Raw genomic sequence first — 16,990 nt, 5'->3', positions numbered from 1 at the left:
AAGGTTATTTTTTGGGCCTACTTTCCAGGGCCGGTTCGGGATATTCGGGCAAAACTGTACCGGAGAAGGTATTTTTATCGCCCTTTTTTTCTTTATGCATGGATCCCGTCGCTCCATTTTTTCCTTTTAAATCGAAGCGCCAGATCAATGACCCGAACACACCGATCACAATCCAGGTAACATCTACACTGAACACATAATATTGTTGGTCGATCCAGGTTTTCCAGAACCAATCGCCTGTAACAAAACCATTTGCCAATGGTACCATTAAGCCCAGAATGCTTCCTAAAAAGAGGTAGTTGCGATTCAATTTTCGGTAATCGTTCCAGAAAAGCCCTAAGAGGGTCAATCCCAGCCACCCCAGAAAGAAAACAGCGTTTACGTACGCAACTCGGCCTGCAACATCCATGGGAACCAGTTTATTGGCCAGGAATATGAGTGCCGTAGCCGGGAACATGGAGAGGCATATGGCCAAATAGACCTTGGTGACCCTGTGGTGGAACCTCCGTTGCCTGTTCGTATATCTGTTATTGTCCCGTGCAGTGCGCCAGATCATGACGCCACTTATGATGATATAGCAGGTAATCATGGACAAAATAAAGTAAATGATCTTTAACAAGATGCCCCCAAAGTTGGCGAAATGCAATTTGATCATGACCCCAAAAGCACCTTCGGTATATGATTTTCTTTGGGGTTCTATGGCTTTCAATAAACTTCCGTCCCTATGCGAGTAGACAATGGTTCCATCGCCACTGATGCCGGTATGGTCGTCCAGATTGACGGTTATGGTACCATCTTCTTTCCCAAAATTGGTGGCGGAGAGATATGTGACTTTGGTATCTGGGTAAGAGGTGCGTGCTTTATGGTAAATAGCGTTTAAACCAATCCCATTTTCTGAATTTCCGGCATTTCTATCGTATTTGAAACCCGCAGCAGGCTTGACCGCTTTATACACTTCGGTCGTGTTACCATCAAAGATTAAAAATGAACTGGGTGCCAATAACAGGATGGATAACCCCAAAAGAGCACCTGTAACCGCATATATGATTTGAAAGGGCAATGTTATGAATCCAAGTGAAATATGACTGTTGGTCCATATTTGTTTCCATTTTCCTTTTGTGGTAAAAGCATAGAATTTGTTGATTATGTTTTTCCAGTGTGTCAACAATCCCGTAATGATGACAAAGATGAAAAAGAAGGACACAAGTCCCGATAAATAAAGACCTACCAAGGGGATTTGATGAAAAAAATGCAACTCATATAAGGTCTGGGCCATGTGGGTCTTGGGTTCCTTAAAGGGAGTCACCTTATATGTCCTTGGGTCTATGTTGGTGCTAAAACGTTCCGTTTTACCATTGGCATCCTTGGTAGTGCCGTAAAAATATGCAAATGGATACTCTTGGGAGGGGGGCACGATCCCAAATTGGAGGGCAGTGTCAAAATCCTGAACTTCTGCCTTGACATGATTATAGATTTTGTTGTAGTCCACCTGATCGGGGTCAACGGATTCAAAACGGGCCTCCGGGTTTTCCCAACGGTACAGTTCGCCCATGAACAAGGCCACGGCACCTGTAAAGAAAATGACATACAGGGCAAAGCTGATGACGATGCCCGCTACGGTGTGTGTATGGAACATTACATTGTGCAGTCTGGGTTTGAGCGAATTGAGTTTCATGTTTTGCTGTTGGATTTCTTACTTGTTCAAAAAAATAATGGCCCCGAACACGGCGGTAAGCAAAAGGTAGATGCCCCACACCTTCCACCCGTTTTTGAACAGAAAGGCAATTACCATCAAGAGTGCCCACATTATAAACGAGGTATAGGTTGTGGTAATAATCAACCCCGTTTTTTCCTCTAATAGACTTCCAATCGCGTTGTGAAAGAAGGTCATGACCAGGAACCCCCCTAGAATTCCTGCGCTGATCTTTAAAAAACGCTGTCCGCTGCTGGATAGATATTTCTGGTTTGCCGGCATTTATATACTGTTTTCAATAACGATAATAATGAGGGTGACCGCGGTCAAAATGTAGGCATACCTGCTGTGCAACGGCAAAAGTATCACCATCAGGCAAAGTCCTAACATTACTGCAGTAAGGAAAATGATCGCCCCGGTAAAGAATCCATATCGGTAGGCCAGGACCAGCAATGCCAAAATAAAAACCACATAGGCAACGCCCCTGGTGACCATAGGCCTTTTCTTCGCTTTCTTTCCAATATTTTCAAGAAATACCGGTATGTGTTTGGATTTGGCGTAAAGTAGAAAACAACCAGAAAGTATCAATACAATGGCCATATCACAAGTAATAATAACATATCCATATCAATTATATTGGGAACTACCAGTCCGGGTTTTCCCGGACTGGTAGTGTTCTTTATGTTCGACCTGAAATGGACCATTGAAAATCCATTCCATAATTCAGGTTTTGGCAACCGGTTTTGATCGATAAAATATTGGGATTTTTTACCAAAGCTTGTTAAAATGTTCGATGTTGCCACCTACGTGCTTTGTAACCTCCGTGTAATCATCAATAGCATTTTGTTGCAATAAGGAACTTGTTTCATTCCCATCTGAATCAAGACCGCTCGCTTTTATATAAGAGTTTCCGTCCAAAACGCCGAATGCGATGGCACCGGTATAACCACTAAAAGCATCAAAAGGCTGAACCTCATTGGTCTCCAAATCAATCATGGCCGCCCTGAAGTTTCCTGTATATAAAATATTATATCTTTCATCAAAGCTGCCCCAGGTATAATCATCACCAACATAGGTGAACACCAATTTGTTGTCATAAATAAAAGTAGTGGTATAATACAATGTGATATCCAATATATCATCAAGATTATACGCATAATCAGCGTCAAATGAACCGTCATCGTTTACTTTGAGCAAAGTATGTGCATTGGGCAATGTTTCCAGGTTGTTAAAGTAAGCAGGAACAACGGAATTTGCCCAAACCGGCACGCAATATCTGGCACCCGTGACCGGGTCGGTGAAGTGGGTATTATCCGATCCAATTAATCGGTCATCTACATGATATGTAACGGTTGCTGTTTCTGGATCGAAGATAGCTGTTCTTGCTCCGGCAGCTCCCGTAGGATAATCACAACAAGTGCCTAATTCGTTGGTTTCTATCGGTATAAGGATCTTACCATCAGCCGTGACTTCTTTGTTGAATTCAAATAATAGATCATCAACACCTAAATCAGGGAAGGCATCCACATTATGAACTTTTGTAATTTCCATGGTAGACGGGTTCCATTCGACTACCACACCCTCGGCCAAGTTGGTTGTATAGGCCTGTGTTTCGGAAATGAATGCCGGTGCGGCAATATTTCCCGATACTCCGGTACTGGCAAAACTCAAAATGCCTATAGCCGATAACTCTAAAGTAGATTTATCCACTTCCCATTTCGTAATTGTAGCGGCATCACCGTTCCAGGTGTAAGGATTTTCACCATAGGAATAAATCCGACTGTTTAAACCCAACTCAACCGCTTTACTTGTATTTGTTTCCGATGGAATATTCTCATGCGCTTCCAAATAGTAAACTCTACCTTGTGGTGTTTCTACACGGTATCCTATGACCCATGCAGTTTCTACTTCCCCTTCTTCGGGTTCTTCTCCTCCAGTGTTCGGATTCCCATTGTCGTCACTATTACAGGAGATAACTCCTATGGCCATCATTAAAAGGAACAGAAAAGCCATTCCTGCCCACTTGTTGCTTTTTTTCGTTATGTGATGTAATTTAAATGATTTCATTTTTTTGTACTTTGATTTTTAAATGTTGCCCCGGATATTTCGGGATGGTTTTGTGCTTCCCTTGTTTTGCGCGCTGTAAGTTGCTTGGTTGTGGGAGATTTTTTGTTTTTGTCGGTCATTTTAATCGTGATATATCCATAATGGAGATGCTGAATCAAGTTGAGCATGACGGTTATGTTTGGATTTTATTTTTCACATAGGCATGTGGTTTTAGAATTGCGTAGTCAGTTTTAGATAAAGCGCCCTGCCGGGACGTTGTACACCGTATAGGTCGAAGACCTTGGCATTGGTGAGATTTTGCATTTCCAGCGTTAGAGCCGTCTCTACCGTTTTAAATTTCATTTTTTGTGTAGCCCCTATGGCATGGGTAAATTGCTTTGGGGTCTGTGCCTTGTACTGGGGCAGACCGGCACTTTCCCATCCGATATAAAAGGGATGTACGTACCGTGTATTCCAAAAAATGGAAAGTTCGCCGTTTGTCCGGACCATATTTTTTAATTGGTAATAGGCTCCCCCATTGGCAAAGAGATAGGGGGTGTTCGGTATACGGTCGTCCTTAAAACTTGCAAAAGGCCCTTCATCAGAGGTATTAAAATACGATTGGTACGTGCCATTGGCACTTAAACTCAGACCCTTGACCACCTCCTTTATGTTTGCCCCCAGCTCTATTCCTTGTGAAGTGGCACTCCATACATTGTCATAAACACCAAAACCTTCAGAATTTGTCATCAAAAAAATAAGGTCGTTAACTTTCCGCAAAAAGAAATTTCCCTGGATTTGCCATGCCGTTTTAGCCAAAATTTTGCTTTCCACAAGCCACTGTAGGTTTACATTATGGCTGTTTTCGGGTCTTAGTCCAAGGTTTTTGCTCGTAAGTTGACCGTTTCCAAATATTTCGTTTTGTCGAGGTAGGCGGTAGGCATATTCGTAACTCAGTTTAGTGCTGAAACGGGAAGTCCAGGCGTAGCGTAGCCCCGTACCCGCACCAAAATTGTTCACCGAACGTTTATCTACTTGCAGGCCTTCCACTCCTGGGTCTATGCCCTCTATACGTATGTTTTGCCGGTAGTTTTTGGCAAAGACAATGATTTGCAATCTTTCTCTCAATACTTCACCACTATATTCCAGACCTGTAACAAAATCAAACAAATAACCATCGTCCAATGCAGGATCATACTCCCCGTCTATCAACAGGTCATCACCGGTACGATGGGCATAGGTAGGGGCCAGGGTCAGCGTCAGATTGTGTTTGTCCGAAATGGAATACCCCAGCTGCTGGCGGGCAAAATAGTTTGTGCTTTTGGTGATGAGATGGTCGGCCTGCCCAAATTCCCCGGCCTGGTTGTTTACACGAACCACTTCTCCATACCAGTTGTATAGGTTATGGCTAACATCGAAAGACTCGGCTTCGTTGTAATTGTATCCTGCTTTAAGGTCAAGCTCCCACTTTACGGCCGGATTTACATTATAGTGTAGGTTCAAGCCCTGTGAAAAACGGTTGAACATAACCTCTCCGAAAGGTTTTCCTGCCACGGCCTTGTCAATGCCCAAATCAGGGTAATCTACCAGGCCTGGAGATTGGGAGTTTTGTACTTCCTTGTCATATTTTCCGTAATACCCTTCCAAACTCAGTTCATTCGCCCAGCTTTTATGTCGGATACCTGTTTTAAAGTTAAAACCAACCGCCTTATACCCATCATGAAACCTTTTTACGGTCTGTTGGTGTAGCTGGCCTTGTTCATCATCGATGGCCACGTCTATTTTATAGTCATTGTCCGTATAGTCATAAAAGCCACCTGCCGAAGCAAACCATCCACTCTGGTCACTGGCATAGGCCATGTTTGCGGTAGCCCTATGGGTATTGAAAGACCCCACCTGATAGGATGCCGCCCCCGACCAACCGTTGAAAATTGTAGGCGATACCAAATTAACGGCTCCGCCCAAGGCATCGGCACCGAATTGTATGGGCACCACACCTTTATGCACCTCGACCTGCTTAATGGCATTTACGGGTACATTGGCTATACCAAATGCATAAGGTGAAAAGTCCAATGGAATGCCATCATGGAAAAACCGGATCTTGTCGCCGGATAGGCCGTTTAAGGCAAAACGGGTGTCGGAGCCCAGTCCCCCTGCACGTTGTACACTGATCCCTTCGGTTTTGGCCAGGATCTCTCCCAGGTCGGCAGATCGGAGTTTCACCTCGCGGGTCTCGATGATCCCGACCGCTCTGGCTGATTCCTCCAGCCTTTGGGCCTGGGTTTTTCCAACAACAGTTACTTCCTCCAGCTTTGTATTATCTTCCTTGAGCACTACTTCAACAAGAGCATTCCCTTCTTCTTTAATAGTAATAGGGGCCTGATACGTAGTGTAACCGATAAAAGATACCCGCAAGGTGTAGTGGCCCGAAGGAGCTCGTATAACGAATTCGCCCCCATCATCACTGACCGCTCCATGGTTCGTCCCTTTTAGTACTACGGAAGCGTACGCAATAGGGTTGCCCGATGCATCGGAAACCTTTCCCTCTATAGTATGATTTGTTTTGTTCTGGGCTGTAAGTAGTCCTACTTGCATAAGCAGCAGTGTAAATAAAATATATTTCAAAATCAGTTATGCTTTAAGTACCCTAATTCCAAAATCACCTTTTAACTTGGCAAAACCAACACGTTCAAGTTTTAGATCAAGACCCGTTATAAGGGTGGATTTTTCGTTATCGCCCATTAGAATATAACCCTGCATGGGCTCCAGAGTATAAGTTTTGTTACCTACGGTAACGATTTTGATCTCTTCGGAACCGTTATAGAGCTTTAGCTGACCATCAAATTGCAGACTAAACGTATTACCCTGTATTTTCGCATAGGCACCGTTGCCTCCATATACCAAAAGGTTGTTGGATGCTTGTGTGATAGTTTGTTGTGCACTAAGGGGGGTGTTTTCAATTGCGGAGTAACGGCCAGCAAAGAAAATAACCGCTGTCACACATGCCGCCACTGCATAATGTGTCAATTTTTTGTACATGGGAACAATAGGTTTTTTGTCAAAGGAGGTGTGCTTCCCAATGTCAATCCGCATCAATGCATCTGCTTGCCTCCATTGGTCATTGGTGATTTGGGGTATTTCGGTAGCTGTTTCACTTAACCAACTGGAAAGAACGGACAAAGTGAGCCACCTAAAACGGATAAAAGTGAGCAGTGTAAATGAAGTGTTTAAAATCGATTCATTCTTGGTGTAAAGTTAGCTTTTATTTCTTAGTTTTTTCCGCATAGATTCCCCTTTGATATCAACCCGGTGGGCCGTATGTACCAAGCGGTCTAAAATAGCGTCAGCAATGGTCTGTTCCCCGATAGTTTGATGCCAGGCCTCTATAGGGAGCTGGGAAGCCATAATCGTGGAGCGTTTTCCGTGCCTGTCTTCTATGATTTCCATCAAGGTTTGCCTATTGATATGATCTAAGCCTTTTAGTCCAAAATCGTCAAGGATTAGCAAGTCCTGCTTTTCAAGCTTGTTGATCTGTTTGATATAAGACCCGTCAGCCTTTGAGGTTTTGAGCATGGTAAAGAGTTTATTGGCATTAAAGTACATGACCTTATATCCCAGTGAACAAGCCTGATGGCCTATGGCTGAAGCGATATAGCTTTTTCCAGTCCCTGTGCTACCTGTAATCAATATGTTTTCCTTTTTATCTATAAATTGACAGGAAGCAAAGCGCTGTATTTGATTTTTATCGATGTTCCTGGCAGCGTCGAAGGCGATGTCTTCCATCACGGCTTTGTACCTGAACTTTGCGGCCTTGGTCAGGCGTTCAATTTTTCTGTTCTGCCGGTCATCCCACTCGGATTGCAAGAGATAGGCGATCAGCTCATCATTGGTATAAGCGATGCTCTGCGAGGACAGAGCGCTCGTAAAAGCCCTATACATGCCATAGAGCCTTAATTCCTTCATTTGTTCTAATGTTTGTGTATTCATAGTATTGATGTTTACTTATAATAATCACCGCCCCTGATGTTTTTATGGTTGGGGATGTCGGTATGTTCTTCGATATCTTCATCGAGTTTGTCCCATCCCTTTGCAAGGATACGTTCAATCATGTTATAATTATAGGCTTCATAGCCCAAGGCTCTTTTACAGGCATTATCCAGGCGTTCATTACCCGCCTTTTTAGCCAGGTGGAGTATACCAAGACATGATTTATAGGATTGTTCCGGGTGTTGTTTTTTATCGAGTATTTTAATGATATAGGCCTTACAAGCCTCTCCTATATGACCTGCCCAAGCGATGAACTTCTCCGAACTCCACTCACTGACAAACCTGTGATATGAAGGCATGTGCTCTTTAGTGGTGGTATATCCATATTTCTTTTTATCCCTTTCATGGACAGCCATCCTTTCCTGGTTATGGTAGATCTCTACTAGGCTGTCAGAATAGACAATCCTGACACGCTTTCCTATATGCTTGTAGGGCACACTATAGTAATGTTTATCTTTACTTAGATACACATGACTGTTTTTATGAACGGTCCCATTAGCGGAAGATTTAACCTCATACCGCTTTGTGGGCAATGGTTTGAGGGCTTGTTTTTCGATTTCCATAAATAGAGAATAACGGGAGTATTCTCTCCCTCTAAAAGGCATCTTGTTATGCTGTTCCAACAAAAAAGCAATGGCCTTGTTCAATGAAGGTTTATCATAAAAGATCTGGTTTCTTAAAGGGGCAAAGACCCTGGTGTAAATAATCCTGACGGCATTTTCCACGATAGCTTTATCCCTGGGTTTGTAGGTCCTTGCAGGAAGTACAGCCGTTTGGTAGTATTCCGCAAAATCGGCAAAGGCAGCATTGAGGCGCGGTTCATACCGACTGGCTTTGGTCACCGCTGCTTTAAGATTGTCTGGAACAAGAGCTTCAGGAACACCCCCATAAAACCGAAGCGCATTCTCTACACATCTTATAAAGTTTTCCCCGCTCTGGCTCTCACAGGCTTCAACATAAGTATATTGACTGCTACCCAGTACACAAATAAAGATTTCCAGTTCTTGTATTTCCCCGGTATGTCGATCTACTACAGGAAGTTTCTTCCCCGTAAAATCTATAAACAGTTTATCTCCTACTTTATGGGTAAAATGCATCACAGGAGAGACCTCTTTGGTCCACTGTTGGTACCAATAACGGAACTGTGTAAGTTGATATCCCTCAGGATGTTTTTTATAATACTCCTGCCAGAGTAGTTCTTTGGTCACCCCGGTTTTACGCAGTTCTTTGTCAAAATAAGGAAAGTAGCTTTCCAGAATGCGTAAGCGTTCACTCTTGGGCTTTTCAGTGGAAGTAAACAGGTGATGAAGTTCCTCCTGGGTCATGGCCTCTACTTCATAAGAGGTCAGTTGGTAGCGCTGGAAAAAAGTGATGTATTTGCTTACGGTATTGCGGGAGACCCCTAACTGGGAACTGATCCGGCGCTTACTAACCCCGGCACTGTATAACTTAAATATCTTCTTTACTTTTCGCATTTCTATTTGTTTGTTGGCCATAATCTTTTTGACAAAAAAAGACTATTGCGCACACTTCAAATAGAATCGATTTTTAGTGGTTCACTTTCATCCGTTTTAGGTGGCTCAGTTTCACCCGCTGTGCTATGCTCACTTTAACCCGTTTTTAGTGGTATACTATATCCGTTTTTTGCACTTACCCAAGGATTGTGGGAGACCTTAAAAAAGGCCAATGGAGCAAGAGTACTCAATATCTCATCCCAAGGTCATCAATTTGGAGCATATTAGGCGGCATTTTCTTTTTTTTATTCAAAAACCGTTATTAAAAAAAAATCACAAAAGTCATTGAATATCATCCTAACCACTCGCCGTCAAATATAAATTCAGATCTCTTTGTCTATATAATATTTATAAAAATCATCCTGGTAGACTTTGCCAATAGGGATCTCATACTCGCGGATATAAATGGTTTTGTTGTCAAAAGCATCAACAGCTGCCTCGTTGATAATATGTGATTTACTCACCCTTAAAAATTTTTCATCGGGTAATTGCTTATGCAGGGTCTTTAAATTTAGCAGCGTTATAATTTTCTCCGTACCGCTATATATAATCGAATAATCTTTCATCCCCCGGATAAATAGTATTTTATCAAATACTATTTTATAATACTTTCGGTCTGCTTTGACAAATAAAAAATTTCTTTTTTTCCCTGAGGTATCGGTATCTTTTCTCAACAGCAATTTATATAAGGAAAGGGCCTTGTTCACGGCTTTCTCAAAACGTTCGGCAAATATCGGTTTTAACAAATAGTCTACGGCATTTAAAGCATAGCTTTCAACCGCGTAGTCTCTGTATGCCGTGGTAAAAATGATAAATGTATGATCCGGAACACTTTGCGCAAACTTTAATCCGTTCAAACCAGCCATTTCGATATCGAGAAATATGAGATCTACATCGTGGTGTTCCAGGAATTCCTTTGCCCTGAAGGCACTGCTAAAATCCTTGATAAATTTTAACTCTGACCTGTTTTCAATAAGCCCCTTGATTACTTCTCTTGCCATGGGCTCATCATCTACAACAATACAATTCATACCGGGAAAGTTAATTCTACACTATATATATGTTCGGAGTTGGTTGTCTTCAAGGTGTAATGGTCTAAATAAATCAACTCCAATCTCCTTTTCACATTCTTTAGTCCCACTCCTTTATGATTCTTTACGGGCAGATTGGATGATTTTGTGTTAATGCAATTAAAAACTAACATATCTCCGGTTTTCTCAAATGAGACACGCACATAAGACGCTACATCGGGGTCAAGGCTGTGCTTGATCGCATTTTCGACAAATACGGAGAAAATATTTGTAGGAATCTCTATGTCAGTTTCCTTTGGGGGGGTAACTTCAAAAGTAAAATAATCTCTTCGGATACTCTCCAGATCGAGATGATCATGAATAAACCTGATTTCCGATGCTAATGAAATATATTTTTGATGGTTTTCATGTAGGTGATGGCTTAAAAAACCAGACAACTTCGAAAGTATTACCGATGCTTTTTCCTGGTCCTTCATGATCATGTAATTCAAATTATTAAGCGTATTGAATATGAAGTGCGGGTTAATCTGATTTCTCAATGCCTTCAATTCCATTTCCACCGTGTTTTTTTCCAGTTCCTTCATCCTGTTATCATATTTTATCCACTTCTGGAATATTTTTATCCCGGTAGAGACAAAAATGAAAGGAGAGAGTAACACGGTATAAGCCAGAAATATAAATAAAAACGATAGTTGAGGTTGAGGTGCATCCGGATCTACGAAAAAGACGTCTATAATTTCTGAAACGACCAGGCTTGTCAATAACAGCAGTACAACGGATACCAGATATTTAAAATACTTTTTTCTATAAAGTAAAGCGGGAAGCAAAACATATATGTTCGTATAAAAAACACCCAGGATAATAAGTAGTGATATGCCCAGTCTGTATATATTATATTCTTCTATGGACTGCAGGCTGATGAACATTAAAAACAAAAACACGACCCCGATCAAATGCCTGTAAATTCTATACTTGTTTTGAATAAGGATTTTGACAAGGTACAACTCCAGGGTATCTTCTTTTAAATCAGCATTTTTCATATATTTTTTATGCTCAAAAAACCGTATTTATCACTAACAAAGTTATACTTATATACGAAAGTTCTTTAAAACTATACCAAATTACTTTATAAAGTGGTAGCTTTCCCTAAAAACCACTTTAATTACGTACTCCTTCTCACTTGACAAAAAACTATCGGGTTTCTTTCCGGACCGGGATTTGGATACATGGCATCTTACAGATTCGGAAAAGGATCTGAAAACCTGATCAATATATGCCGTAATTTCCAGTTAACTCGCATTGCAGCTGCTCTTGTTCCGGGATGTCTTTGTCTATTAAAACAACAGGTTGGTATATAAAACGGATCGTGACCTGCCGGTTTTTATAATTTCGCTCCCAATTCAACTTTAAGATATGAGGAAGATTTTTTTTATTTTGATCCTTTTTTTAACAGGTTATACCGGGCAGGCCCAATTTCATCTCGGCGCAAAAGCAGGTGCCAATCTTACCAAACTGGATGGTCAGTCTTTCAGTGACAGCTATAAACTGGGCTATCAGCTCGGAGGTTTTGCTTATTACGACATTACTGATTTTATCGGCTTACAAACAGAAATTCTTTTTAGTCAAACAAATACCGAAATCAGTGATAGCTATAAAGACATTATTCAAGACGCCTTCGACAAAGACAAGACGCTCAATTACATTAGTGTTCCAGTTTTATTAAGGCTTAATTCAAGTGGGGTTTTAACCATAAGCGGGGGGCCTCAGTTTAGTTTCCTGGCTAATCATGACCACGGTGTTCTGGAAAACGGAAAAAAGCTGTTTAAGGATACCGATTTTTCAGCAGTCCTTGGAGCCGAACTAAACCTTTTTCCCATTATCATTTACGGTCGTTATATCTGGGGATTCTCCGATATCGGGCAGTTTGGCAAAGAAGTGAAAAGTCGCCAAATACAGCTGGGGCTCGCCCTAAGAGTTTTTTGACCGATTCTGGAATGAGATTCCTCCCGGTTTATTTTAAACTTGATTTTTTCCTAAAACATGCATGATGAAAAAACAAAAGCTTATCAAAACCCTTGACCTGTTATGCGACCTACTGGAAATAGCTATACTATTACTCTTATTACTTTCGGTAATGCTCGTCCTGTCATTTTTGTCCGGGGCAAGCTGCATTTCAGTTGGGAATGCTATATGTTTCTTTGATATCATATAAGCGACAAGTATTAATTGTTTTTTCAAAATATTGTAGTATTCGCACAGACAGCACCGTGCGATTAAAGTCTTAAACCATAAATTAACATAAAATGAAAACAATGACAAAAAATGTAATCGCATTAATTTTAATGGTCGTATCCGGAACGTTTTGCTTGTCTGCACAAGAATTGAATGTAGACAATTCCTCGTCTGTAAACATCCGGCAACTTCCGGAATATGTAGTTGTTACTTCAGAAAATACAAAGTTTTTGGGAGGGATGAACATAAGCATTGAAAGTAAAAAATCACAGTATGAAGAAGTCCTGGAGGGCCTGGAAAAATTACTCCAAAAAAGGAATAACCTTCAAATACGGAATCAGACGGATTTACTGAATGCCATGTCTACATTAGGATTCGATTATGTAGACGCGTATAATGCCTCTTCGGGAACAATAGGTGTCGGAGGAGGAAATGATATCCAGGTAACAGGAAGTAATGCAAAATTCAGAATAAATATGGTCTTTCGGAAAAAAGAAAATTTCAGAAATCTATAAACTCAGCTCTCCCCGGGGTTTTATCTCCGGGGATAAACCGGAAAATCCGAAAAAGAGCTTTTCGACACAAATCTCCCCGTAAACCCTGGACAGGGTCGGAGTATTTTAAATCTCACATGGTGAGTAAAAAAAGAATATATAGAAACTATTGATATAGCCCATTTTTACAGTGAGGGAGGAGTTGTTTTTCTACATACTTTTCAAAATAAGCGTTATATTATTAATTCTACGTTAGACCGGTTAGAACAACAGCTGGATAATCGCCTGTTTTTCCGTGTGTCTCGCAACTGCATCGGTAATGTAAAAGCCATAGAAAATATTGCCAGATATTTCAACAGCCGTTTAAAACTTTCCTTTTTGCCTGAATGTCCGTCTGAAGTGCTGGTAAGTCGAGTACGCGTTCCTGACTTTATGAAATGGATGGACGGTATTGTTGATTGATAATTTAATTCAGCACGATTTTCAAATTACTTTTCTTTTATTTTTTTTCGATGCTTCAAACCAAAATTAAGCAAAGCATCAATCACCGGATAAATTTCCTCAACGTATTTAGTGGGTGTATAAGTTACAGTAACTGGTTTTGTATTGTTGACAGTTCTTATGATCAGTAAATTGTCTTCTAATTCCTGTAACTCTTTTGACAGGACTTTTGGGGTGATGCCTACAGATTTTTCCTGTAAATCTTTGAATCTCATGGTTTTATAATGGTGTAGGTTGTGTAAAATACAAAATTTCCACTTGCCACTCAAAAGTTCGAGAGCATCTTTTATAGCCAGTATTTTTTCTTTGTTTATATCATTTTTTTTGCTCATAGATAGTTACTTTCTTAAAGGTAATGAATAGCAAATATAAATCTAATATCCAATAGTTTTGTATTCAAATAAAAATCATTCATAATGAAAGTAACAGTAATAGCAAACATTTCGGCCAATGGAAAAGTTTTATTATCCGATAATCCTCATCATAATCTGCCTCCTGAAGCGATGAGTTTTTATCTCGAGCTTGCAAAACAAGTTGGTAACCTTGTCATAGGATTAAAAACATTTGAAAATTTTCAGAATTTACCGCCAGATGTTCGGCAACTTTTTGACGGGATAAAAATCATAGTATTGTCTAATAAAACAAATGTATCAGAAGATTATAAGGTGGTTGGGAGTCCTGAAGAAGCTATTGAGTATCTTTCGGCAAAAGGAATAAATGAAATTGCGGTCGGTGGTGGAACAAATACTTTTAATGCTTTTATAGACAAAGATTTGGTGACAGATATTCATTTTAATATCAATCTTTTAATAACAGGGATAGGTGGTGTTCTGGGAAATAACAGTGAATTGAATTCAAAATTTAAATATAAAGAACATAAAGTTAAAGATGGTTTTATCCAACTACATTTGGTTAAGGATTAATATTGGTCACTCGAAAACATATCACAGGTTTATTATCTTACACCATTACTGTAAAAGAAACTCTTGTCATTTTAAACTGACTTTCTTTTCTATACCCAAACGTTTCATTTTGGCAAACAGGGTTTTGTCTTTCATCTTTAAAATTTTAGCCGCTCCGTTCGGACCGCTTACACGCCAGTTGGTATGATCGAGCACTTCGATAATATAATCCTTTTGAACAGCCTCAAAAGATTTAAAGTCGCCGGTAGCCGATACGATGTCTTTTTCAGGAATCCAGTTTCCCGGTTTCAGGGTAGTACCATTCTCTATAATTACTGCGCGCTCTATCATATTTTCCAGTTCCCGGATATTGCCGGGAAAATTATAATTTACCAGGCTGTCAATGGCTCTTTTCGACAATTGTCTGAATACTTTCCCGGCTTTGGCGGAATATTTTTCCAGAAAGAACTGTGCCAATACGGGAATGTCGTCTTTTCTGGCCCGTAAAGGGATATTGTGGATCGGAAATACGTTCAGGCGGTAATAAAGGTCTTCCCTGAACTGGCCTTCCCGTATCATCTCCTTTAAATCCCTGTTAGTTGCTGCAATAATCCGGACATCGACTTTAATCGTCTTTGTACCTCCGAGTTCGTCATATTCGCCTTCCTGCAATACTCTTAAGAGTTTGGGCTGTAATTCCAGGGGCAGTTCTCCTATTTCATCCAGGAAAATGGTTCCACCATCGGCAAGGGTGAATTTACCTGCCTTATTGGCGAACGCTCCTGTGAACGCTCCTTTTTTATGGCCGAACAATTCACTTTCTATAAGGTCTTTTGGCAGTGTGGCACAGTTGAGTTTTATGAGCGGGCGGTTCTTTCTCCCGCTGCTGTTGTGTATGGCCCGGGCAAGTAATTCCTTGCCGGTGCCCGACTCCCCGGTTATCAGTACAGTTGCTTCGGTAGGAGCCACCTGGTCAACCTGTATAAGTACACTTTTATAAGCTTGGCTTTGGCCTATTATGTTATTAAAGTTTATTTTATTGCTTATTTCTTCCTGCAAGTATTCATTTTCATTTTCGAGACGTTCCTTTAAGGATTTGATTTCTTCTAAGGCTTCATAAAGTTTTAGATCCCGCATTTTTTTAGCCGTAATATCCCTTACCACTGCGCAGCTGTAATCTTCATCGTAATACTTTAAATGGCTTGCTGTAATATCCACGGGGAATTTGGTTCCGTCCTTCCTGGAAATGAGCCATTCGAATCTATGTAACCCTTTTTCTCTGAGTTCTTCAAAATGGGAGTTATAAAATTCACGCGTAACCGAAGTATCCAGATCGAACATACTCATCTTATTCAGCTCCTTCTTGCTGAATCCCAGCTTTTCGATCAGCGATTCGCTGTAATGAAGCAAATCTCCCTTGTCATTATAGACATAGATTAAATCCTGGGCGTTGTCTATGATGGTCTTGTAGAGTGTTACGTCATTTTCCTTGTGCTTAATCTCGGTCACATCCTGATAAACTCCCAGGACCTTGTAAATTTTATCCCCTTTTAAAATAGGTTTGGCCACGGCCCGAATGTAACGTGGAGGCGAATCCTTGGTTTCGAACAGTTCATCAAAAGCAATCCCTTTTCTGATGACCTCCCCGAGTAAGAACTTAAACCTGCCACTGTCTTTAAATTTATAGATGACCTTAGGCGGGGTCAACTCTTCCGAATTTTCAGCATTTAAAATATCCAGTGCACAATTGGTGGCCAAAATAGAGCCGTCATGCAGATTCAATTCCCATCCTCCGACATTGGCTATGCTATGGGTATTGTCAATCAGGTTTTTGTAAAAACTGGACTCGGAAAATTCATTTGTTGTTCCGCAGATGTAATAATTTCCATTATATGAGAATTTTTGTACATGGACTTCAACTTCATAGAACTTTCCTTTTTTGGTTTTATGTACAGCTCTGAATTGGACGGCGCCCTTCGTCATTACTTCTTCCCAATGATTCTTCCAGCTTTCAGGGGTCACGGTAACATTGATATCCGAAACCTTAAGTTTCATGCATTCTTTTAGACTATAGCCTACTCCCTTACAAAACCTGGCATTGGCGTATATGATCTGGCTGTCTTCCCTGACCCAGACCATTTCGTAGGGAAGTCGGTCCATCAACCAACCTTTTAACTCTAATTCATCCGTAATATTGCTCATCGATTATACATTTTGACCTTGGTAAAGATAGTTTTAAATTCTAAAATAATAGAATTTTATAATAAAATAGAATAAGTTCGTTTTTACTTTTTTAATTAATTGATTGATATACAATGTATTATGTGGATGGCATGAAACTGGCTTATGTATAGGCAGCAAATGACTGTCCTGAACTTTTAATATATCGCGGTAAGGGATGGTCATCAATTAAAAAACATCATTGCTGTCCCATTAAAATCTGAAAAAGTTCTTTGAAATATTTGAAATATAGTTAGTTATAGAGATTTTCCGGGCGAACGGACTTGAAAACATAGCTTAGCATCAGGTT

At 40.5% G+C, this 16,990-nt stretch carries 16 protein-coding genes; 4 read left to right on the top strand and 12 right to left on the bottom strand.

Features of this window, described 5'->3' with window-relative positions:
• Positions 1–4: 4 nt before the first annotated feature.
• The 10 genes from DN748_RS02095 to DN748_RS02050 form a co-directional block, all read right to left on the bottom strand.
• Entirely contained in the window at positions 5–1,675 is a 1,671-nt protein-coding gene (locus DN748_RS02095; RefSeq protein ID WP_112370120.1) for a PepSY-associated TM helix domain-containing protein, read from the bottom strand.
• Positions 1,676–1,693: 18 nt separating this feature from the next.
• Complete coding sequence (locus tag DN748_RS02090; RefSeq protein ID WP_112370119.1) at positions 1,694–1,975, bottom strand: hypothetical protein; 282 nt, start codon at positions 1,973–1,975, stop codon at positions 1,694–1,696.
• Positions 1,976–2,293, bottom strand: coding sequence for a hypothetical protein (locus tag DN748_RS02085; RefSeq protein WP_146746546.1), 318 nt, complete (start codon positions 2,291–2,293; stop codon positions 1,976–1,978). It lies immediately after the preceding gene.
• Between the two features lie 168 nt (positions 2,294–2,461).
• Positions 2,462–3,760 carry a hypothetical protein gene (locus DN748_RS02080; protein WP_112370117.1) on the bottom strand — a complete coding sequence of 433 codons (1,299 nt, stop codon included), beginning with the start codon at positions 3,758–3,760 and terminating at the stop codon, positions 2,462–2,464.
• Between the two features lie 210 nt (positions 3,761–3,970).
• The gene (locus DN748_RS02075; protein ID WP_146746545.1) at positions 3,971–6,334 is read right to left on the bottom strand and encodes a TonB-dependent receptor; all 2,364 of its coding nucleotides are present in this window, start codon (positions 6,332–6,334) and stop codon (positions 3,971–3,973) included.
• 36 nt (positions 6,335–6,370) lie between these two features.
• Entirely contained in the window at positions 6,371–6,778 is a 408-nt protein-coding gene (locus DN748_RS02070) for a hypothetical protein (RefSeq protein ID WP_112370115.1), read from the bottom strand.
• Between the two features lie 216 nt (positions 6,779–6,994).
• Complete coding sequence (istB, locus tag DN748_RS02065) at positions 6,995–7,726, bottom strand: IS21-like element helper ATPase IstB (RefSeq protein ID WP_112370114.1); 732 nt, start codon at positions 7,724–7,726, stop codon at positions 6,995–6,997.
• Between the two features lie 11 nt (positions 7,727–7,737).
• Positions 7,738–9,261 (bottom strand): IS21 family transposase, encoded by a 1,524-nt coding sequence (gene istA, locus DN748_RS02060; protein WP_236636755.1) that lies wholly within the window; start codon positions 9,259–9,261, stop codon positions 7,738–7,740.
• Positions 9,262–9,623: 362 nt separating this feature from the next.
• Positions 9,624–10,331 carry a LytR/AlgR family response regulator transcription factor gene (locus DN748_RS02055; protein WP_112370112.1) on the bottom strand — a complete coding sequence of 236 codons (708 nt, stop codon included), beginning with the start codon at positions 10,329–10,331 and terminating at the stop codon, positions 9,624–9,626.
• A complete protein-coding gene (locus DN748_RS02050) occupies positions 10,328–11,371 on the bottom strand; it encodes a sensor histidine kinase (protein ID WP_112370111.1) in 1,044 nt (347 codons plus the stop codon). The genes DN748_RS02055 and DN748_RS02050 overlap by 4 nt, the downstream gene beginning before the upstream one ends.
• Positions 11,372–11,744: 373 nt before the next feature.
• Between DN748_RS02050 and DN748_RS02045 the strand changes: the two genes are divergently transcribed.
• From DN748_RS02045 to DN748_RS02035, 3 genes are all read left to right on the top strand, one after another.
• Positions 11,745–12,314 carry a porin family protein gene (locus DN748_RS02045; protein WP_112370110.1) on the top strand — a complete coding sequence of 190 codons (570 nt, stop codon included), beginning with the start codon at positions 11,745–11,747 and terminating at the stop codon, positions 12,312–12,314.
• A gap of 320 nt (positions 12,315–12,634) precedes the next feature.
• Complete coding sequence (locus tag DN748_RS02040; RefSeq protein WP_146746544.1) at positions 12,635–13,078, top strand: hypothetical protein; 444 nt, start codon at positions 12,635–12,637, stop codon at positions 13,076–13,078.
• 138 nt (positions 13,079–13,216) lie between these two features.
• The gene (locus tag DN748_RS02035) at positions 13,217–13,519 is read left to right on the top strand and encodes a LytR/AlgR family response regulator transcription factor (RefSeq protein WP_201741413.1); all 303 of its coding nucleotides are present in this window, start codon (positions 13,217–13,219) and stop codon (positions 13,517–13,519) included.
• Positions 13,520–13,545: 26 nt separating this feature from the next.
• On the opposite strand, the gene DN748_RS02030 is transcribed toward DN748_RS02035, so the two are convergent.
• Positions 13,546–13,890: a winged helix-turn-helix transcriptional regulator gene (locus tag DN748_RS02030; protein ID WP_112370108.1), complete on the bottom strand. Its 345-nt coding sequence runs from the start codon at positions 13,888–13,890 to the stop codon at positions 13,546–13,548.
• Positions 13,891–13,974: 84 nt separating this feature from the next.
• Here DN748_RS02030 and DN748_RS02025 point away from each other — a divergent pair, with 84 nt between their 5' ends.
• Positions 13,975–14,481 carry a dihydrofolate reductase family protein gene (locus DN748_RS02025; RefSeq protein ID WP_112370107.1) on the top strand — a complete coding sequence of 169 codons (507 nt, stop codon included), beginning with the start codon at positions 13,975–13,977 and terminating at the stop codon, positions 14,479–14,481.
• 66 nt (positions 14,482–14,547) lie between these two features.
• On the opposite strand, the gene DN748_RS02020 is transcribed toward DN748_RS02025, so the two are convergent.
• Positions 14,548–16,620, bottom strand: coding sequence for a sigma 54-interacting transcriptional regulator (locus DN748_RS02020; protein ID WP_161554449.1), 2,073 nt, complete (start codon positions 16,618–16,620; stop codon positions 14,548–14,550).
• Positions 16,621–16,990: the final 370 nt, after the last annotated feature.

Source organism: Sinomicrobium soli, assembly GCF_003285545.1.
GTDB lineage: Bacteria > Bacteroidota > Bacteroidia > Flavobacteriales > Flavobacteriaceae > Sinomicrobium.
Note: the sequence above shows the minus strand (reverse complement) of the source record. Positions and strands in the feature narration are given on the sequence as shown.